Source organism: Cellulosimicrobium sp. SL-1 (assembly GCF_011033075.1).
GTDB classification, from domain to species: domain Bacteria; phylum Actinomycetota; class Actinomycetes; order Actinomycetales; family Cellulomonadaceae; genus Cellulosimicrobium; species Cellulosimicrobium funkei.
Genome location: NZ_JAACJC010000006.1, coordinates 153,270 through 172,622, shown reverse-complemented (window position 1 = coordinate 172,622; position 19,353 = coordinate 153,270). Strand labels below are relative to the sequence as shown.

Annotated in this window: 16 protein-coding genes; 12 read left to right on the top strand and 4 right to left on the bottom strand. The window is 76.6% G+C overall.

Going from position 1 to position 19,353, the window contains the following annotated elements; translation table 11 throughout:
- Position 1: 1 nt before the first annotated feature.
- From GWJ10_RS11065 to GWJ10_RS11050, 4 genes are all read left to right on the top strand, one after another.
- A complete protein-coding gene (locus GWJ10_RS11065) occupies positions 2–844 on the top strand; it encodes a hypothetical protein (protein ID WP_241005762.1) in 843 nt (280 codons plus the stop codon).
- 34 nt (positions 845–878) lie between these two features.
- Positions 879–2,339, top strand: a complete 1,461-nt coding sequence (locus GWJ10_RS11060) for a histidine kinase (protein ID WP_241005761.1) — start codon at positions 879–881, stop codon at positions 2,337–2,339.
- Positions 2,336–3,010, top strand: coding sequence for a response regulator transcription factor (locus GWJ10_RS11055; protein WP_163187457.1), 675 nt, complete (start codon positions 2,336–2,338; stop codon positions 3,008–3,010). The genes GWJ10_RS11060 and GWJ10_RS11055 overlap by 4 nt, the downstream gene beginning before the upstream one ends.
- Positions 3,011–3,157: 147 nt before the next feature.
- The gene (locus GWJ10_RS11050; RefSeq protein WP_163187455.1) at positions 3,158–5,869 is read left to right on the top strand and encodes an HAD-IC family P-type ATPase; all 2,712 of its coding nucleotides are present in this window, start codon (positions 3,158–3,160) and stop codon (positions 5,867–5,869) included.
- A 22-nt stretch (positions 5,870–5,891) separates the two neighbouring features.
- Here the strand turns inward: GWJ10_RS11050 and GWJ10_RS11045 are convergent, their stop codons facing one another.
- The 3 genes from GWJ10_RS11045 to GWJ10_RS11035 all read right to left on the bottom strand — a co-directional run bounded on the left by GWJ10_RS11045 (position 5,892) and on the right by GWJ10_RS11035 (position 10,423).
- Positions 5,892–8,555: a LuxR C-terminal-related transcriptional regulator gene (locus tag GWJ10_RS11045; protein ID WP_163187453.1), complete on the bottom strand. Its 2,664-nt coding sequence runs from the start codon at positions 8,553–8,555 to the stop codon at positions 5,892–5,894.
- Positions 8,556–8,632: 77 nt separating this feature from the next.
- A complete protein-coding gene (locus GWJ10_RS11040) occupies positions 8,633–10,030 on the bottom strand; it encodes a hypothetical protein (RefSeq protein WP_163187451.1) in 1,398 nt (465 codons plus the stop codon).
- Between the two features lie 9 nt (positions 10,031–10,039).
- Positions 10,040–10,423: an SHOCT domain-containing protein gene (locus tag GWJ10_RS11035; protein ID WP_034654895.1), complete on the bottom strand. Its 384-nt coding sequence runs from the start codon at positions 10,421–10,423 to the stop codon at positions 10,040–10,042.
- 187 nt (positions 10,424–10,610) lie between these two features.
- On the opposite strand from GWJ10_RS11035, the gene GWJ10_RS19850 reads away from it, so the two are divergent.
- The 8 genes from GWJ10_RS19850 to GWJ10_RS10995 all read left to right on the top strand — a co-directional run bounded on the left by GWJ10_RS19850 (position 10,611) and on the right by GWJ10_RS10995 (position 18,090).
- Complete coding sequence (locus GWJ10_RS19850) at positions 10,611–11,174, top strand: SHOCT domain-containing protein (RefSeq protein ID WP_241005760.1); 564 nt, start codon at positions 10,611–10,613, stop codon at positions 11,172–11,174.
- 187 nt (positions 11,175–11,361) lie between these two features.
- Entirely contained in the window at positions 11,362–12,399 is a 1,038-nt protein-coding gene (locus GWJ10_RS11025; protein WP_021482976.1) for an ABC transporter substrate-binding protein, read from the top strand.
- Positions 12,396–13,214 carry an ABC transporter ATP-binding protein gene (locus GWJ10_RS11020; RefSeq protein WP_163187449.1) on the top strand — a complete coding sequence of 273 codons (819 nt, stop codon included), beginning with the start codon at positions 12,396–12,398 and terminating at the stop codon, positions 13,212–13,214. The genes GWJ10_RS11025 and GWJ10_RS11020 overlap by 4 nt, the downstream gene beginning before the upstream one ends.
- Complete coding sequence (locus GWJ10_RS11015) at positions 13,211–14,107, top strand: ABC transporter permease (RefSeq protein ID WP_081600323.1); 897 nt, start codon at positions 13,211–13,213, stop codon at positions 14,105–14,107. The genes GWJ10_RS11020 and GWJ10_RS11015 overlap by 4 nt, the downstream gene beginning before the upstream one ends.
- 55 nt (positions 14,108–14,162) lie before the next feature.
- Positions 14,163–14,822, top strand: a complete 660-nt coding sequence (locus GWJ10_RS11010) for a GntR family transcriptional regulator (RefSeq protein WP_021483335.1) — start codon at positions 14,163–14,165, stop codon at positions 14,820–14,822.
- A 78-nt stretch (positions 14,823–14,900) separates the two neighbouring features.
- Positions 14,901–15,857: an Ldh family oxidoreductase gene (locus GWJ10_RS11005; protein ID WP_163187447.1), complete on the top strand. Its 957-nt coding sequence runs from the start codon at positions 14,901–14,903 to the stop codon at positions 15,855–15,857.
- Positions 15,854–17,158: an acyl-CoA thioesterase/bile acid-CoA:amino acid N-acyltransferase family protein gene (locus tag GWJ10_RS11000; RefSeq protein ID WP_163187445.1), complete on the top strand. Its 1,305-nt coding sequence runs from the start codon at positions 15,854–15,856 to the stop codon at positions 17,156–17,158. The genes GWJ10_RS11005 and GWJ10_RS11000 overlap by 4 nt, the downstream gene beginning before the upstream one ends.
- Positions 17,159–17,226: 68 nt before the next feature.
- Positions 17,227–18,090 (top strand): DUF1684 domain-containing protein, encoded by an 864-nt coding sequence (locus GWJ10_RS10995; RefSeq protein WP_163187443.1) that lies wholly within the window; start codon positions 17,227–17,229, stop codon positions 18,088–18,090.
- Between the two features lie 81 nt (positions 18,091–18,171).
- On the opposite strand, the gene GWJ10_RS10990 is transcribed toward GWJ10_RS10995, so the two are convergent.
- Positions 18,172–19,308, bottom strand: coding sequence for a hypothetical protein (locus tag GWJ10_RS10990; RefSeq protein WP_128957500.1), 1,137 nt, complete (start codon positions 19,306–19,308; stop codon positions 18,172–18,174).
- Positions 19,309–19,353 lie beyond the last annotated feature (45 nt).

The following is a 19,353-nucleotide window of genomic DNA, read 5'->3' as shown; positions in this document are numbered from 1 at the left end:
CGTGGCCGCCACGATCCCCCCGACGGCCCCGGCGCCGACCCGCACCGCGCCCGCGCCCGACCGGCCGCAGGTGACCCTGCCCCGGGTGCTCGCGGCGGAGTGGGACAAGCTGACGAGCCTGCGCTCGACGGCCTGGCTCGCGCTCGCGACCGTCGCCGCGGCGGCGGGGACGGCGTGGGCGCTGGGCGCGTTCGCCCGGCCCGACGCCGGGTCCTCCGGGGCGCCGCTCGCCGTCGCGGGGTCCGTGCTCGCCCAGCTCGGCTTCCTCGTGCTCGGCGCGGGCGTCGGCGCCGGAGAGTTCCGGAACGGCACCGCGCGCGTGACGTTCGCCGCGGTCCCCCGCCGCCTGCCCGTGCTCGCGGCGCAGGCGCTCGTGACGACGGCGGCCGCGCTCGCCGTCGCGGTGCTCGCGCTGGGTGCGGCGCTCGCCGCGACCGCCGGGCAGCGCGCGGACGCCGCGCTCGTGCTCGATCTCGCGGACCGCGAGACGCTGCGCGTGCTGGCGGGCTTCGTGCTCTACCTGACCGGGGTCGCCCTCGTGGGCCTGGGCCTGGGGGCGCTCGTGCGGCGGCCGGACGGGGCGCTCGTCGGCGGGGTCGTGCTGCTCGTCGTGCTCGACCACGTGCTCGCGACGAACCCGGGACGCGTCGCGGACACGGCGCGCGCCCTCCTGCCCGGTGCGGGGGCGCGCCTGCTGCAGGACGACGCCCGGCTCGCCGCCCTCGACGCGACGACCCTGGGACCACACCTCGGCACGTGGGGCGGGGGTCTCGTCCTCGCGGCGTGGGCCGCCGCGCTGCTCGCGGCGGCGGCGTACCGGTTGCGGCGCCATGACGTTGTCTGACGCGCCGCGCGACGGCCGGTGGGAGAGTAGGCCCGTGCCCTCGTCGCCCCTCGCCCTCCCGTCCGCACCCGGGGCGCACGACGGCGGCCCGCGCGCCGAGCCCGACGTGCGGCGGCGCGGCGCCGTCGGCCGCGTGCTCGCGCGGCACCCGTGGGCGACCGACCTCGCGCTCGCGGGCGCGGTCGCGCTGCTCGGGCTCGTCACCGCGGCGGTCGCGCTCACGACGGTCGAGGGGTCCACCGGGCTGGGGCTGTTCCGCCCCGACGAGCCCGTCGCCCAGGTGGTCGTCGCGGCCTGGCTCGTCGGGGCCGCCCTCGGGGCGGGCCTGCTCCTGGTCCGGCGGTCGCGCCCGCTGACCGTGACGGCGGCCCTCACCGTGCTGGCCGTCGCGTCGCTCGCGACGGCGGGCGTGCTCGGGGTGCTCGGCGTGTGCCTGGCGTGCGCGGTGCACACCGTGGCCGCCGAGCGCGCGCCCCGCACGGCGTGGATCGTGTGCGGAGCGGTGCTCGCCGTCGTCGTGGCGGCGCTGTGGTGGTGGCAGGACATCGGCCTCGCCGAGATGCTGCTGTGGAGCGACCCGATCGTCCTGCCGGACGGCGACCCGGTGCGCGACCTCGCGCAGCCGCCCTTCTCCCCGGGCCGGCGCTCCGTGTCGGTCCTCCTCCTGCTCGCGCTCCTGCTGCTGGGGATGGCGACAGGATCGGGCGCGCGCGCACGACGGCTGCACGACGAGGACCTCGTCGCGCGCTACCGCGCCATGGCGCGCGACCGCGACCAGAGCGCGGCGCTCGCCCGGGCCGCCGAGCGGGCGCGGATCGCGCGCGAGATGCACGACGTCGTCGCGCACAGCGTGTCCGTGATGGTCGCGCTGTCCGACGGCGCGGGCGCGGCGCTCGACCGGGCGCCGGACCGCTCGCGCGAGGCCCTGCACGAGCTGTCCCGCACGGGACGGGACGCGCTGGCCGACATGCAGCGCGTCCTCGGCGCGCTCGACCCCGAGGAGGGCGGCGACGGGGCGGGCACCCCGGTCGAGCCGACCGGGACGGACCTCGCGGCCGTCGTCGCACGGTTCCGCGCGGCGGGCGTGCCCGTCGCCGCGAGCGGCCTCGACGTCGCGCTGCCTGCGGACACGTCGCTGCGGCTCGGGGCCGTGCGCATCGTGCAGGAGGCCCTGACCAACGTGCTGCGGCACGCGCCCGGGACGCCCGCGGCCGAGGTCGTGGTGCGGCGCACCGCGCGCGCGGTCGAGATCGACGTCCGCGACGAGGGCGGCACGCGTCCGGCCGCCGGCGGAGGGACCGGCCGCGGGATCGTGGGCATGCGCGAGCGCGCCGCGCTGCTCGGCGGCGTCGTCGAGGCGGGGCCGCGACCGGGCGGCGGCTGGGCGGTGCACGTGGTCCTGCCCTGCGACCCGGGCGAGGACGGGGCCCGGACCGCCCCGGAGCAGGAGCACCCGGACAGGGACCTGCACGTCGACGAGGGAGGACGACCGTGACGACCGTGCTGCTCGTCGACGACCAGGCGCTGCTGCGGATGGGCTTCCGGCTCGTCATCGAGTCCGAGCCCGACCTCGAGGTGGTGGGCGAGGCTTCCGACGGGCGCGTCGCGCTCGACCAGGTCGCGGCCCTCGCCCCCGACGTCGTCGTCATGGACGTCCGGATGCCCGGCATGGACGGCATCGAGGCGACCCGGCGCGTCGTCGCCGAGCACCCCGGGACGCGCGTGCTCGTGCTCACGACGTTCGACGTGGACGAGTACGCGTTCGCGGCGTTGCGCGTCGGGGCGAGCGGGTTCCTGCTGAAGAACGCGCGCCCGCACGAGCTCGTCGAGGCGATCCGCACCGTCGCGGCAGGGAGCTCGGTCGTCGCGCCCCGCGTGCTGCGCCGCATGCTCGACCTCTTCGCGCCGCACCTGCCCGCGGGCGAGCAGCCGGCCGTCGACGACGGCCTCGACCCCCGGCTGCGCTCCCTCACGCCGCGCGAGCTCGACGTCCTGCGGTGCGTGGCCGAGGGGATGTCGAACGCCGAGATCGCCGACCGCCTCGTACTGTCCGCGACGACCGTGAAGACGCACGTCGGCAACCTGCTGGCCAAGCTGGGCGTGCGCGACCGGGTGCAGGCCGTGATCGTCGCGTACGAGAGCGGGCTCGTGGGGTCACGCGGCTGAGGCCCGGACGGCACGCGCGTCGAGCGCGGGCGTCGGCGGCACGTCGCGCACCGGTGCCGCGCCGCCGCGGGGCGTTCACCCCCGCCGGGTGAGGACCCCGCCCGAGCCCGCTGCGACGGTGGGACGAGCGCCCGAGAGGAGCCGAGGATGACGGCTGCACCGATCCCCCGACAGCAGGCACCGGCCCCCACGGGCCCCTGGCACACGGCACCGCCCGAGGCGGTGTGCGCGGCGCTCGACGTCGACCCGGCCGTCGGGCTGACGTCCGCGCAGGTCGCCGAGCGGCGCGCGCGCTACGGGCCGAACGCGCTCGCGCAGGAGCGCAAGGAACGGCCGTGGCAGGCGTTCCTGCGCCAGTACCGCGACCTCATGCAGCTCGTCCTCGTCGGCGCGGCCGTCGTGAGCATCATCGCGCTCGGGGACGTGACGACCGGCGTCGTCGTGCTCGCCCTCACCGTCCTCAACGCGCTCATGGGCCTGCACCAGGAGGGCAAGGCGGCCCAGAGCGTCGCCGCGCTCCAGCAGATGCTCGTCATGACGGCCACCGTGCGCCGCGACGGGCGCCAGGAGCAGGTTCCCGCCGAGGAGCTCGTGCCGGGCGACGTCGTCGGGTTCGAGGCGGGCGGCAAGATCCCCGCGGACGGGCGGCTGCTCGTCGCCGCCTCGCTCGAGATCGAGGAGGCCGGGCTCACGGGCGAGAGCACGCCCGTCGCGAAGGGCGTCGCGGCGGTCACGGCCGACGACGCCCCGCTCGGCGACCGCACCGACATGGCGTACATGAACTCCCAGGTCACGCGCGGCCGCGGCGAGATGGTCGTCACCGCGACGGGCATGACGACCGAGGTGGGCCGCATCTCCGGGATGCTCAGCGGGGTCGAGCAGGACAGGTCGCCGCTCACGCGCCAGCTCGACCGCATCACGGTGATCATCACGGTCATGGCGGCGGTCGCCCTCGTCGTGGTCGTCGTGCTGGGGCTCGTGCGCGGCGAGGACTTCGACAGCCTCTTCGTGGTCGGGATCAGCCTGGCGATCGCCGCGATCCCGACGGGGCTGCCCGCCGTCGTGACGATGCTCCTGTCCCTCGGCACGCGCCGGCTCGCCGACGAGGGCGCGATCGTCAAGCGCCTCAAGTCCGTCGAGACGCTCGGGTCGACGTCGGCGATCTGCTCCGACAAGACCGGGACGCTCACGCTCAACCAGATGACCGCGCGTCGGCTCGTGCTCGCCGGGCGCCGGTTCTCCGTCGACGGCGAGGGCTACTCCACGACCGGCCGCATCCTCGCGGCGGCCGGGTCGACCGACGTCCCGCTCGAACCGGTCGCGCTCCCGCTGGCGCTCGCGAGCGACGCCGTCGTGCGCGACGGCGAGTGCATCGGCGACCCCACGGAGGGCGCGGTCGTCGTGCTCGCGGCCAAGGCCGGGCTCGACGTCGAGGAGACGCGCGCCGAGCACCCGCGCGTCGCGGAGGTCCCGTTCGACGCCGCGTACAAGCTCATGGCGACGTTCCACGAGATCGACGGCGAGCTCGTGTGCTTCGTCAAGGGCGCCCCGGACGTGCTGCTCGCCCGCTCGGTCCGATACCTCACGGCCGACGGCGGGTCGGCGTCCCTCGACGACGACGGCCGTGCGCGCGTCCTCGCGGAGAACGACGCGCTCGCGGGCGAGGGCATGCGCGTGCTGGCCGTCGCGCGGCGCACCGTCGCGCGCGACGAGCTCACGGGTGACCTGCTCGACGCGGTGCGCGACCTCGAGCTCCTCGCGCTCGTCGGGATCGTGGACCCTCCGCGCCGCGAGGCGCGCGACGCCATCGCCGAGTGCCGCGACGCCGGCATCCGGGTACGGATGATCACGGGCGACCACGTCACCACGGCCGCCGCGATCGCCGGGCAGCTCGGGATCGAGGGGCGCGCGCTCACGGGCGCCGAGTTCGCCGCGATGTCCGACGCGCAGCTCGAGGCGGAGGTCGGCGAGATCGGCGTGGTCGCGCGCGTGGCGCCGGAGGACAAGGTGCGGCTCGTCGACGTGCTCAAGCGCAAGGGCGACGTGGTCGCGATGACGGGCGACGGCGTCAACGACGCCCCTGCCCTGACGCGCGCGGACATCGGCGTCGCGATGGGGATCACGGGCACCGAGGTGACGAAGGACGCCGCCGAGATGATCCTCACCGACGACAACTTCGCCACGATCGTGGCGGCGGTCGAGGGCGGCCGCGGCCTCTACGACAACCTCATGAAGTACATCCGCTTCCAGATGGTCGTCCTCGTCGGGTTCATCCTCACGTTCGTCGGCGCGGGCATCTTCACCGTGGCCGGGGGCACCCCGCTCACGCCGCTGCAGATCCTGTGGGTCAACTTCGCGATCGACGTGCTGCTCGCCGTCGGCCTCGGCTTCGACGCCGCGACGCCCGGCCTCATGCGGCGTCGGCCCCGCCCGCCCACCGAGCCGGTCATCGGGCGCGCGCTCGGCGTGCGGCTCGCCGTCGGGGGCGTGCTCATCGCCGTCGGCACGCTCGTCGCCGTCGCGTGGGGAGAGGCCGACGCCGACCTCGCGGTCGCGACGACGATGGGACTCACCGCGATGTCGCTCCTGCACGTCGTCGCCGCGCTCGAGTGGCGCGACCCGCGGGCGAGCATCCTGTCGTCCGAGACGCTCGCGAACGGCCGCTTCGTCGTGCTCCTGCTCGCATCCCTCGGGCTCACGTTCCTCGTCACGACGCTCGACGGGCTGCAACGGATCTTCGGCACCGTCGACCTCGACGGCGGCCAGTGGGGCGTGTGCGCGCTCGTCGCGCTCGCCTTCCTCGTCCTCGTCGAGCTCGGGAAGCTCGTGCTGCGCACGGTGGACCGGCGCCGCGCCTGAGCGCGTCTCCTCGGCAGACCCGTCAGGGCACGACGCCGAGCTCCCGGCCGCGCCGCACCGCCTCGCGCCGCGAGCCGACGCCGAGCTTGCGGTAGACCGACTTCAGGTGCGCCTTGACGGTGTTGACCGACACGAAGAGGTCGGCGGCCACCTCGGCGTTGCTCGCCATCGACGGCAGGACGGCGAGGACCGCGAGCTCGCGCTCGGTGAGCGGCTCGACGAGCGGGACCGGCTCCGGTGCCCGGCCCGGTGCGTCCAGGTGGGTGCGCAGCAGCGCGGCGAGCGCGTCGTCGCGGCGCGCGACGGCGCGCGCGAGCGGCTCGTCGAGCTCGGTGCCCCGGACGGCGAGGAACGGTCGGACGACCCGCTCGGCGGCGGCCAGGTCGAGGGCCCGTCCGAGCGCGGCGTCGACGCGGTGCGTGCCCGCCCGGGCGAGCGCGGACGCCTCGACGAGCGCCGCCTCCACCCGCACGACGGCGTCCACCTCCTCCCCCGGCGCGTCCCCGATGCCCGTCACCGCGCGCTCCGCCGCCCCGGAGCGGCCCGCCGCGAGGAGCTCGCGCGCGCCGCAGACGGCGACGACCGCGGCGCTCCCGAGGCGTTCGCGCGCGAGGCGCGCCCCGAGCGCCGGGCCCGTGCCGTCGTCGACCAGACGCGCGGCCGCCGTGGCGCGCACCCACAGGTCCGCGAGCACGGGGGGCGTCGCGGACCGCCCCAGGGCGCGGTCCGCGGCGACGAGCGCCTGCCGCGCGGCGCGCGCGTGCCCGCGGTCCGCGGCGACGAGCGCCTGCAGCAGCCGGACGGCCGCCTCGGACGCGGGCTCTCGCCCGCCGGCGTCCGCCGCGAGCGCGTGCGCGAGGTGCCGGTCGAGGCCGTCGTCCGACGCCCGGAGGTAGCGCACCCACGCGCGCGCCGCGTGCGCGGGACGCACGTGCGCGTACCCGTCCCAGCCGCGCCGCTCCGCCTCGACGAGCACGTCGCGCGCGGCCGCGTCCCCCGCGTCGAGCCGACCGGTCGCGACGGCGAGGAGCGCCGCGGCGGCGCGCGCCCCGAGGGCGTAGAGCTGCGGGGCGCGGGCGGCGAGCGTCCCCGACGTCGTCTCCCCCGGCGGCTCGGGGCCGACGGCGCACCACGCGAGCCCTGCCGCACGGTGCGCCCGCGCGAGGCCCCGGTACGTCTCGAGGGCGGGGAACGGGTACGGCACCGCGTCCGCCGCGGCGAGCGCGGCGCCCGCGGCCGTCGCGAGGCCCCGCACGTCGCCCGTCGAGCGCGCGACGGACGCGGCGAGCAGCTCGAGGAGCACAGCCGCCGCCGGGTCGGCCACCAGGTCCGTGGCGGGGGCGAGCAGGTCGCGCGCCCGCGCGACGTGGAGCCGCACGGCGTCGAACCGCTCGTCGACGGAAGCGAGCGCGCCCGCGCACAGGTGCAGGCGGGCGTCGGGCCGCAGGGTCGCGTAGGGCACGCGCCGCAGGACCTGGGCGACGGTCTCGCGGTGCGGCCCCGCGAGCTCCGCGGCCGCGCCCTCGACGAACACCTCGCCGAGCAGCGGCCAGTCCTCCGCGGCCGCCGCGTGCTCCAGGGCGCGCAGCGCCTGCCCGTCCTGCGCGAACCAGCGCGCCGCGGCCTGGTGGGCCTCGCGCAACCCCGGCGGATCCTCGATCCGCAGCTGGTGCAGGAGCATCTCGCGCAGGAGCGGGTGGTAGCGGTACCAGGTGCGTCGGCCGCCCGACGTCATGACGAAACCGTCCGCCGCGGCGAGACCCGGGAGCAGCCGGTCCGTCGGCGCCCCCGGGTCGAGGACTGCCGCGAGGTCGGGGCACACCGCCGACGCCACGCTCGTGCGCAGGAGGAAGCGCCGGGCCTCGGGCCCCTGGCTGTCGAGGACCTCGGCGAGGAGGAACTCCGCCGCCGAGCGGGCGGCGCGCGCCCGGCTCGTCGCGTCGTGCTCCTCGACGCGCAGCCGCACCCCGACGGCCCAGCCGCCGGTCTCGCCGACGACGCGCCCGGCGTCGTCCGCGGCCAGGTCGCGTCCCTGCGCCGTCGCCAGCGCCGCGACCGCGGGGGCGTCGAACGCGAGCTCGGCGGCACCGACCTCCGTCATCTCGCCCTGCGCGCGCAGGCGCTGCAGGCGCAGGAGCGGGTCGACGCGGGTGAGGACCACGAGGTGCAGGGGCAGCCGGTAGCGCAGGAGGTCGTCCACCGTCGCCGCGACCTCGACGCACGCGGCGTGGTGGAAGTCGTCGAGCACGAGGACCACGGGCTCGGGCAGCGCCTCGATCGCCGCGAGCACGCGGCGCAGGAGGGCGGGCGTGAGGCGCGGCGGCACGACGAGGGTCTCGAGCGGGTGTCCCGCGGGCACCGCCCCGGCCGCCCGCAGCGCCGCGAGCACGTCGGCCCAGAAGGCCGCCGGCTTGTCGTCGAACGGCTCGAGCGTCAGCCACGCGACCCGCGGGCCGGTGCCGCCCCGCGCCCACCGCGCCGCGACGGTCGTCTTCCCCCAGCCCGGGCCCGCCGACACGAGGGTGAGGCGGCGCGTGGCCGCCGCCGCGACCAGGGCCTCGACGACCGGGCGGCCCACCGTGGAGGGCGGCAGCTCGGGGACGGTGGTGCGGGCGCGCGAGGTCCCGGAGGCGTCCGTGACGTGCGCGACGTCCTCCGGCTCGGCGCGGGGCTCGACCGAGGCCATGGGGGCAGGGTATTCCCGGTCCCCCCGGAGCGCAGGGCGAGCACAGCCCGGCTCGGCGCAGGGCCGGGCGCGCGGCCTCAGGCCGGTCCGGGACCCGGCGGCGCGACGGCGACGGGCGGCCGGGCGAGGATCTCGACGACGACGAGCACCAGTCCCGCGACGAGAGCGACCCCGACGACGAGTCCCGGCGTCAGCGTGCCCGCCAGCAGCAGGACGAGCGCCGCCGCCGCCACGACGACGACGCGCACGAACGCCTTGTGCCGGCCGAGCCAGTCGCCGACGGGACCCGTCGAGACGCCCCGGCCCTCGCCCCAGCCGCGCACGGCGGCGCCCGCGCGCCCGAGCCCCGCGCGCAGGCTGCGGGCCGACGCGCTCGGCCCGCCCACGTACGCGGCGAGCGCGACCACGAGGCCCAGCACGCCGACGGTGCGCAGCGTGAGGCGCAGGTAGCCGACGGCCTGGTCGAACACGACCTCCGCGGCGTCGAGCCGCACCACCTGCCCCGAGAGCGCGCCGAGGTACAGGCCGCGCGCGACGGCGAGCCCGACGCCCAGCGCGACCATCGCCCCCGTGAGGGCGAGCCCGGCCACGACGAGCGCGCGCGAGCGGTGGTTCGCGACGAGGACGCCCGCGGCCAGCAGACCGAGCACGACCCACGGCAGCCACGTCGTGAGCGTGACGACCTGGGCGTACCGGTTCTGGAGCGTGACGAGCTCGGCGGACTGCGCGACGGTGAACGTCGCGTCGACCGACGGGATGCGGGCCGCGACGTCCAGGCCGCGGTCCACGAGGCGTTCCTTGAGCAGGTCGATCAGCCCGGAGAGCTGGATGGACAGGCGGCCGTCGTCGCTCACCTGGAGGACGTCGCCGTCCTCGCCGCGCATCACGGCGACGAGCTGCTGGTGCGCCACGCGGTTCGCCTGGAGCCAGGCGCCCTCGAACGCGTCGCTCTCCACGAGCCGCGTCGCGGTCTCGTGCACGAGCGACTCGACGCCGCTCGTGAGCGGCGCCTCGAGCGCGGCGAGCGCGCGGGTCGCGCGCGGCGGGACGTCGCGCTCCTCGAGCCCGCCGACGAGGTCGTCGACGAGCGCGGCCACGTCGATGCGCGACATGACGACCTCGGTGAGGCGCCCGGCCACCGCGGACTGCACGACGGGGTCGCCCGCGAGCGGTCCGACCGTCGCGACGTAGCGGTCGGTGTCCGTGAGCTCGCGCTGCGCCCACGCCGACACCGCGCCGAGCGGCGCGAGGAGCGCCCCGAGCGTGATGAGGACCGCGCACGCGGCGGCGCGCAGCCCGCGCCGGGGCCGCCGCGCCGTCTCCGGCGGGATCGCGTCGCCGTCCGGGCCCGCGGGCGCCGCGGCGGCCGGCCGCTCCTCGAGCCGGCGCCGCAGCTCCGCGTTCTCGCGCTCCAGCGCGGCGAGGCGCGCGGCGACGTCGGACGCCTCGCGCCCCGGCGCGGTCTCGTCGGCCATCGCGCGTCCTCAGGCGAGCGCTCGGGCCTTGAGCCGGGCGAACTCGTCGGCGTCGATCGTGCCGGCGTCGTACAGCGCCTTGGCGTCCGCGATCTCGCTCGCGGGCGACCTGCCGGTGCCGGCGGTGGCCCGCACGTAGTCGTCCATGACCTGCCGACGCGCCTGCTGCTCCTCCGCGTGCCGCTCCGCCATGCCCCGTCCGCGCGCGATGACGTAGATCAGCGCGGACAGGTAGGGGACGAAGATCAGCGCGACGATCCAGAGCGCCTTCCACCAGCCGCTGAGCGTCTTGTCGCGGAACAGGTCCGCGACGATCTGGAACAGCACGACGAGGTAGGCGATGAAGAAGAACCACCACACCATGAGCCAGAACCAGTCCCAGAATCCGTCCATCGGGCACCCCTCGTGTCGGGTCACGGCGGTCCGTGACGCTCCCACTGTGGAGCGGCCCGGCGTCCGCGTGCTCACCCGTCGGGGGTAGTCGACCGCCGGGCGCCGCGGGCCACCCTCGCCGGGTGATCCCGCCCGGGTCCGTGCCCGCGCATCCTGGACCGACGTGGGCGAGCCGGGAGAAGGACGCATGGACCGCACGACGCTGGTCGAGGTGACGGTGCTGGGGCCGGTGGTGCTGCCCGGGCCGGACCTCGCCGAGCTCGGCGTGCGCCGGTCCGTGGAGTGCACGCGGCTCGAGGCGCGGGTCCGCGACCAGGCCGCGCTGTACGGCCTCCTCCAGCGGCTGGCGGCGCTCGGGCTCGACCTCGTCGAGCTGCGCACGGCGGCGCCCGACGACCGGCCCGACGTCGAGCTCGTCGTCCGCGGCCCCGTGGGCGCGCTCGTGCAGCAGATGCTGGACGACGTCGGGCGCGCCCACCCGGCGTCGAGCAGGACCTACCGCGTGCAGGACTCCGACCTCGTCGGCGTGCTCGGCGCCGTGACCGGGCTGCCCGACGACGACCGGTCCGGCGCGCACGTCGGGCCGCACGGCGGGGCGCACGACCCCGGGCACGGCGGGACGGCGTCCGGAGGCGCGTCCGCGATGGACGTGCGCATCGCACAGCTGCGCGACCTCGCCGCGCTGCGGGACCGGGGCGTCCTCACCGACGCCGAGCTCGCGGAGCAGAAGGCGCGCGTCCTCGAGCCGTGAGGACGGCAGGCCGGGCGGGCGGGCTGCCCACGGCAGGCCGCCGATCCGCCGTCGAGCCCTGCCCTCGCGTTACGTCGTCCCACCACGTGAGACGATGGGGACCACGCTGGGGCCAACTGATGCACTAGCGCATAGTGGCAAGCACATCACGGCGCGCTTGCTCGTGTGTCAGACCCCAGGAGGACTCATGGCCATCTCACGCCGCTCGTCGGTCACCATCTCGCTCGTCGCGGCGGCAGGGATCCTCGCGGGCTGCGCGGGCGGGAGCGACCCGTCCGGCGGCGGGGACGACGCCGCGCCGCAGATCTCGTTCCTCTACTCCCCCTACGCGGACTACGCGCCGTTCTTCCTCGCGGAGGACAAGGGGTACTTCGAGGAGGCGGGCGTCGACGTCGAGCTCCTCGCCAAGGGCGGGACGTCGGGCGAGACCTACCAGCTCGTCAGCACGAACAACGTCACGGCCGGTGGCGCGACGTGGGGCGCGGGCCTGTTCAACGCGACCGAGGCCGGCGCGTCGCTCTCGGTCATCGCGAGCGTCTCGCGCGTGCCGGAGAGCGGGCCGAACCCGGCCCCGTTCGTCGTCGCGGCCGACTCCGGCATCACGTCGATCGAGCAGGTCGCCGGCAGCCGCGTCGGCATCCCCGGCGACGGCGGCTTCGGCATCTACTCGGTGGCCAAGGCGCTGGAGGCCGGCGGCCTCACGCTCGACGACGTCGAGCTCGTCAACGTCGGCCCGCCCGAGACGGGCCCCGCGCTCGTGGGCGGCTCGGTCGACGCCGCCTGGTCGATCGAGCCCATCTCGTCGTCGCTCGAGAGCGAGGGCATCGCGTCCGAGATCCTCCCGATCGACTACCACGCGGGCACCGAGCTCGGCGCCCTGGTGTTCAGCACCGAGTACGTCGACGAGCACCCCGACGCGGTCGTCGCGTTCACGGCCGCGTACCTGCGCGCCGCGGCGGAGCTCGAGGCGGGCGGCTGGGACGACCCGGCGAACCAGGAGATCATCGCGCGGTACACCGAGCTGCCGGTCGAGACGCTCACGTCGCTCGCGCTCACGGAGCAGGACCCGACGGGCGAGATCGACTGGGAGGACGTGCACGCCCAGGAGCAGTTCTTCCGCGACCGCGGCACGCTCGAGTACGAGGGCGAGGCGGACGTCGAGAGCATCTTCCGCGCCGACCTCCTCGAGCAGGCGCGCGAGCGGGCCGCGGAGCTCGGCTCGTGACGGCCATCTCCGTCGAGGGCCTCTGGAAGGGGTTCCACGACCGTCGCCGGGACGACGTGCTCGTCGCGCTCCAGGACGTGTCGCTCACCATCGAGGACAACGAGTTCGTCTGCGTGCTCGGACCCTCCGGGTGCGGCAAGAGCACCCTCCTGCGCATCCTCGCGGGCCTGGAGGAGGCCGACCGCGGGACGGTGACGATGGCGGCCCGTCCGTCCGTCGTCTTCCAGGACCACGGCGTGCTGCCGTGGCTCACGGTCGAGCAGAACGTCGAGTACCCCCTGCGCCTGCGCGGTGTGCGGCGCTCGGCCCGGCGCGAGCGCGTCGCCCCGCTCCTGGACATGGTGGGCCTCACGGAGTTCCGCGGCTTCTACCCGCACCAGCTCTCGGGCGGCATGCGGCAGCGCACGTCGGTCGCGCGGGCGCTGGCCGACGACGGCGCGACCCTCCTCATGGACGAGCCGTTCGGCGCGCTCGACGAGCAGACGCGCGTCGTGCTGCAGCAGGAGCTGCTGAAGATCTGGTCGCAGACCTCGCGGTCGGTGCTCTTCATCACGCACAGCGTCGACGAGGCGCTCGTGCTCGCGGACCGCGTCGTCGTCATGTCCGCCCGGCCCGGGCGCATCCTCGCCGACGTGCGGGTCCCCTTCGACCGCCCGCGCGACATCCTCGAGCTGCGCCGCGACCCGCGCCACGGCGAGATCACGTACGAGCTGTGGCGGCTCCTGCGGGACGCGGAGGCACAGGACGCCGCGGTGCAGGACGCGGCGGGGGCGGACGAGCGCTCCGCCGCGGGCGTCCGGGAGGCGGTCGCATGACGACCCCCACGGACGAGCGCGCCCCCGTCCGCCCGGGCGGCCACGCCGCGCCGGGCGGCGCCCCGGACGCGCCCCACGACGCCGACGACCGCACGGCCGAGATCACGCGCGAGCTGACCGAGGAGCTGCGCCGCCGGCGGACGGGTCGCCTCGTGCGGGTCGTCGGGCCCTTCACGCCGCTCCTGCTCCTCGCGGTGTGGGAGCTCGCGAGCCGGACGAACGTGCTCGACGCGCGGTTCTTCCCGCCGCCGTCGTCGATCGCCGAGACGTTCGCGCAGCTCGTCGGGAGCGGCGAGCTCTTCGAGCACGCGGGCATCACGCTCACGCGCATCGCGATCGGGTTCGTGCTCGGCGCCGTGCCCGGGCTGGTCCTCGGGATCGCGCTCGGGTCGGTCACGACCCTGCGCACGCTCCTCGGGCCGATCTTCGCGAGCCTGCTGCCCGTGCCGAAGGTCGCGATCTTCCCGCTGCTGCTCCTCGTGTTCGGCCTCGGCGAGGCGAGCAAGTACGTGATCGTCGCGATCGGCGTGTTCTTCTACGTCTTCTACAACGCGATGGGCGGCGTGCTCCAGACGCCGCAGATCTACTTCGACGTGGCGACCGCCAACGGCGCTGGCCGGCTCCAGCGCTGGCGCACGGTCGCGCTGCCCGCCGCGCTGCCGAGCATCTTCACCGGGCTCAAGCTCGCGGTGGGCGGCGCGTTCGTCATCATCGCGGCCTCGGAGTTCGTCGGGTCGCGCAACGGCCTGGGCTACCTCATCTGGAGCTCGTGGACGACGTTCGCCGTCGCGAAGATGTACGTGGGCATCGTCACCATCTCCGTGCTGGGCTACCTCTCCACGACCCTGGTCACGGTGCTCGAACGACGTCTCGTGCCCTGGTCCCGTCAGTAGGAGGCAGCATGAACCCACCCCACCACGACCCGTCCCGCGTGCCCGGGGCCGGCGCATGAGCGTCGTCCCGGCCGCGGACCGGATCTACCACGAGCTGCGGCGCCGGATCATCTTCACCGAGCTGCGCCCCGGCGAGGAGATCGACGTCACCGAGACGGCGTCCGAGTTCGGGACGTCGCGCACGCCGGTGCGCGACGCGCTGCACCGCCTCGACCACGACGGCCTCGTGGACGTGCGCCCGCGCGCGCTGTGCCGCGTCGCCCCGGTCACCCTCAAGACGCTCGTCGACGTGCTCGACGTGCGCGAGGCGACGGGACCGATGGCGACGCGCCTCGCGGCCGCCCACGCGAGCCCGGCCGAGGTCGACGAGCTCGCGGCGATCGCCGAGGGCACGTACCCGCAGGCGCAGGACGTGCAGTCGATCCTCTCGGCGTCGCACCTGTTCCACTGCCGGGTCGCGAAGTACTCGCGCAACCCCCGGCTGCACGCGATCACCGAGCTCGCGCTCGAGGACCTGGAGCGGGCGTTCCGGCTCTGCGGGCGCCAGCCCCTGGAGCCCGGGCCTCCGCTCGACGACCACCGGCTCCTCATCGAGGCGCTCCGCGCGGGCGACGGCGAGCGCGCGGCTCGCCTCGAGCTCGAGCACATCCGCCGCGGTCGCAGCGTCGTCATGGGCCTCGCGATCGACTCCGGGGCGTTCTTCGGCGACGACTGAGCGTCTCTTCCGCGCGACGGCCCGCGCCCCGCCCCGCCCGCACGACCCGACCCATCCCCACCACCCGAGAGGACCGCCGTGCCCGCCACCTCGACCGTGCGCGTCGACGCCGCGGACGCCCGTGCCCGGGCCCGCGCGGCGCTCGCCGCCCACGACCCCGCCGACGCCGACCTCGCGGCCCGCGCCGTCGTCGCGGGGGACGCGTCGGGGTGGCCGGAGTTCGGCCTCGCGCTCCTCGTCCGCGAGCTGCGGGACGCGCGCGCGCGGACGACGACGGGGCGCGCCGGGACCGGGGCGCCGTCCGCCGTCGTGACCGGGGCGACCGCGACGCTGGACGCGTACGACCTCCCCGGGCCGGTCGCGCTCGCCGCGGCGGTCCGCCGGGCCGCAGGGCTCGCCCGCGCGCTCGGCGTCGGCGTGGTCGCCGTGCGCCACGCGGGCGGGACGGGGCGCGTCGGCGCGTACGTCCGCGCGCTCGCCGAGGACGGGCTGGTCGGGGTCGCGCTCGCCCAGTCCCCCGCGACCGTCGCCCCGTACGGCGGGACCGCCCCCGTGGTCGGCACGAACCCGCTCGCCGTGGCGGTGCCGCGGGCCGGGCAGGGTCGTGCGCTCGTCGTGGACGCCGCGACGAGCGCCGTCACGCTCGCCGACGTGCGGCGCCGCGCCCGGGAGGGCACGCCCCTGCCCGACGGCGCGGCGCTCGGCCCCGACGGCGAGGCCACCCGGGACGCGGGCGCCGTCGGCGCGCTGCTCCCGGCGGGGCTGCTCGGGTCCCTCCTCGGTCTCACGGTGGAGGCGCTCGCCGGGCTGCTGACCGGGGCGCGCGGCGACGCCGTGGGCCGCGGTCTCTGGGTGCTCGCGCTGGACCCCCGCGCGTTCGGCGCCGAGGACCTCGCCGACCGGGCCGACCGCCTCGGCGACGACTGGACGCGCGCCGGAGGCCGCGTCCCGGGCGCCCGTCCGGACGCGGAGACGTTCGTCGTCGACCGCGACGTCTGGGACGCGCTGGCCCCGGCGACGGGAGGCACGCCGTGACGCTCCGGCTCACCGTCAGCCCCGCCGACGACCTGCTCGACGTCGCCCGCCGCATCGAGGTGAGCGGCGCCGCGCCCGGCGCGCTCGTCACGGTCCGCGCGACGACGGACCGCGCCGGGACCGCGTGGTCCGCCCGCGCGACCTACCGCGCGGACCGGTCAGGCACCGTCCGGCTCGACCGCGACCCGCCGATGACCGGCGACTACGGGCGCGTCGACGGGATGGCGCTCCTCACGTCGCAGCGGCCCGACCCGACGCCCGGCACGACGCCCGGCCGGCCGGCCGCGACCGACGTCTCGCGCCCGCTGCGCACGCGCCTCGAGGCGTGGGACGAGTCCGACGCCACGCAGCGCGCGACGGCCGACCTCGTGCAGCGCTGGACCGGGCCCGGGGTGCGGCGGCGCGAGGTCCGCGAGGACGGGCTCGTCGGCACGCTCTTCGTGCCGGCGGGCGACGGTCCGCACCCGACGATCGTCGTGCTCAACGGCTCCGGCGGGGGGATCAACGAGCAGCGCGGCGCGCTCTACGCGTCGCGCGGCGTGCAGGCGCTCGCGCTCGGCTACTTCGGCGTTCCCGGCCTCCCCGACCACATCACCCGAACGCCGCTGGAGTACTTCGAGACCGCGCTGCACCACGTGCACCGCGAGCTCGCGCCGCGCGCGGGCGTCGTCGTGGTGAGCGGCCAGTCGCGGGGCGGCGAGCTCGCGCTCCTGCTGGGCGCCACCTACCCCGGCCTGGTGGGCGCCGTCGTCGCCTACGTGCCCGGGGCCCACGTGCACGGCTCCCAGGGCGCCGCGGACCCCGCGCAGGGGTGGGACTCCCCCACGTGGACGCTCGACGGCGAGCCGCTCCCGCACCTGTGGCAGGACAACCCCGGCGTGACGTGGCAGCCGTGGACCGGCGGGCCGCCCCCGGACCGGTACCGCGACGTCTACGTCGACGGCCTGCGCGACCGCCGGTTCGCCGCCGCGTCGCGCATCCCCGTCGAGCGCGTCGCGGGCCCCGTCGCGTGCGTCTCCGGCATGGCCGACGGCCTGTGGCCCTCGAGCATGTACGCCCGCCAGGTCGTCGAGACGCTGCGCGCCGCGGGCCACGCCCACGAGACGCTGCTGCTCGACTACCCCGACGCGGGGCACTCGATCGCCCTGCCGCACCTCCCCGTCCCGCAGGGCCCGACGCGCCACCCCGTCTCCGGCATCGAGCTGTCGGCCGGCGGGACCCCCGCGGGCAACGCGTTCGCCGACGCCGACTCGTTCGCGCAGGTGTGCGCGTTCGTGGAGCGCGCGACGCGCGTGCCCTGACCTGCGCCCCGACCCTGTCCCGACCTGTGACCCGACCCGTGACCCGAAACATCGACGAGAGGACCGACATGCCCGCAGTGAGCGCCGAGTACCGCCAGGAGTGGGAGCAGTGGCACCGCGCCCGGATCGACGAGCTGACGAGCCCCTACGGGTGGATGTCCATGGTCAGCCAGGACTGGCTGACGGGCGACGAGCCGCTGCAGGTCGAGGGCGTGCCCGGCACCTGGTCGGTCCAGGACGACGAGGTCGTGTACACGCCCGACGGCAGCGGGGAGACGGTCACGCTCGACGGCGCCCCCGTGACCTCGCCGACGCCCGTGTCGACCGGCCACAAGTACTCCCTCGTGCCCGCGTTCTACGGCGACCTGCGCGTCGAGACCATCCGCCGTACCGACGCGACCGGCCGCCAGATCTTCGGCGTGCGCGTCCGCGACCCGCGCGAGGCGGCCCGCAAGCGCCTCGACGACATCGAGACGTTCCCGCTCGACGAGCGGTGGGTTCTCCCGGCGCGGTTCACGCGGACGGCCGAGCAGGCGTCGGACTACCCGACGGTGGAGCGGGGGGTGTTCGAGGAGCAGCGCGTGATCGGCACCGTGACGTTCACCCTGGACGGGACGGAGCACACGCTCCTCGTCGCCGGGCGCCCGGACGACGACACGGGCATCGAGCGCGGCAACGCGCACTTCACCGACACCACGAGCGGCAAGGAGACCTACGGCAACGGCCGGCTCGTGCGCGTCCCCGACACCGAGCGGGACGGCGACACCGTGGTCGACCTCAACCGCGCCTTCTCCTTCCCGTGCGCGTTCACGAACTTCGTCACGTGCCCGCTCGCCCCGGCGCAGAACCGGCTGCCGGTCGCGGTGACCGCGGGCGAGAAGAAGCCGCCGCTCCAGATCGACCGCATCCAGACCTTCGCGCAGGCCTCCTGACCTGTCCGCGCGACGCCCCCGACGGCGGGCGACCGGCACGTCCGGTCGCCCGCCGTCGTCGTCCCGGCGGCCTCCCCGGCGTCAGCCGGCCGTCAGCACCGCCACGCCGCGCCGCAGGGCGAGCACGACCGCGCCCGCGACGAAGTAGTCGCGGTCGTCCTCGCGGCGCGCCGCCCGGACGCCGTCGTGCAGCGCCTGCGTCCGCGCGGAGAGCTCGCGGAGCGCGTCCGTGTCGGCGGGCTCCGTGCCGACGGACCGCAGCGCGCCGGCGTAGGCGTCCAGGGCGCGGGCCGCGAGCGGCCGCAGGCGCGCGCCGAGCGCGAGGTCGTCGCGGTCCTCGCGCTCCCACTCGACGAGCAGCCGCACGAGCGACCCGACGACGTCGGCCGACCCCTCGAGCTCCTGCGCGCGCCGCACCTGCGACGCGGCCCAGTCGCGGTGGCGACGCAGCCGGATGTTGGCGCGCGCGGCCTCCCGGGTCCGCGCGACGGCGTCGCGCGCGCGGGTGAGCGTGGGCTCCACCTCGCGCCGCCGCTCCTCCCACTCCTCCGCCGACGGCGGGCGCTCGCCCGCGAGACCGTCGCCGAGCGCCTCGACCTGGTCGACGAGCGTGTCGCGCAGCCCGTCGAGGGCCTCCTCGGTCGGGGTGAGGGGCAGCGGGGGGACGAGCAGGTTGATGACGACGCCGATGCCCGCACCCACGACGACGAGACCGGCGTACGCGCCGACGAACTCGACCTTCGCGGCGTTGCCGATGATGAGCACGAACAGGGCGGACGTCACCGCCCACGTCCCCATCTCGCCGAACCGCCGCCACCCCGCGCACAGGAGCGCGAGGCCCACGACGACCGCCACGGACAGCGCGCTCGGGGCGAGGACGAGGTCGACGCCCCGGGCGATCGCCGCGCCGACGAGGATCGCGAGGATCGCCTGGGCCGACTCGCGGACGGAGCGCGCGAGCGTGCTCGTCGTCGCGACGACCGCGCCGAGCGGGGCGTAGTAGGGGTACTCGGAGAACGGGGCCGGGGCGAGCACCCCGACGTACCACGCGACGGCCGCCGCGAGCGCGCCCTTGACCGCCAGCGACCACCGGGGGTGGCGCACCCACTGCCGCTGCGCGGCCGTGACCGCGCGGCGCGCCCGTGTCCCCGCCTCCACCACCCGGGGTGCCCGGGGCGCGGGCCGGGTCGGTCCCGTCCTGCTCTCGTCTCGTGCCACGGCACGAGGGTCCCCCGCCCGACGGGAGCCCGCACGCGCGCCCGG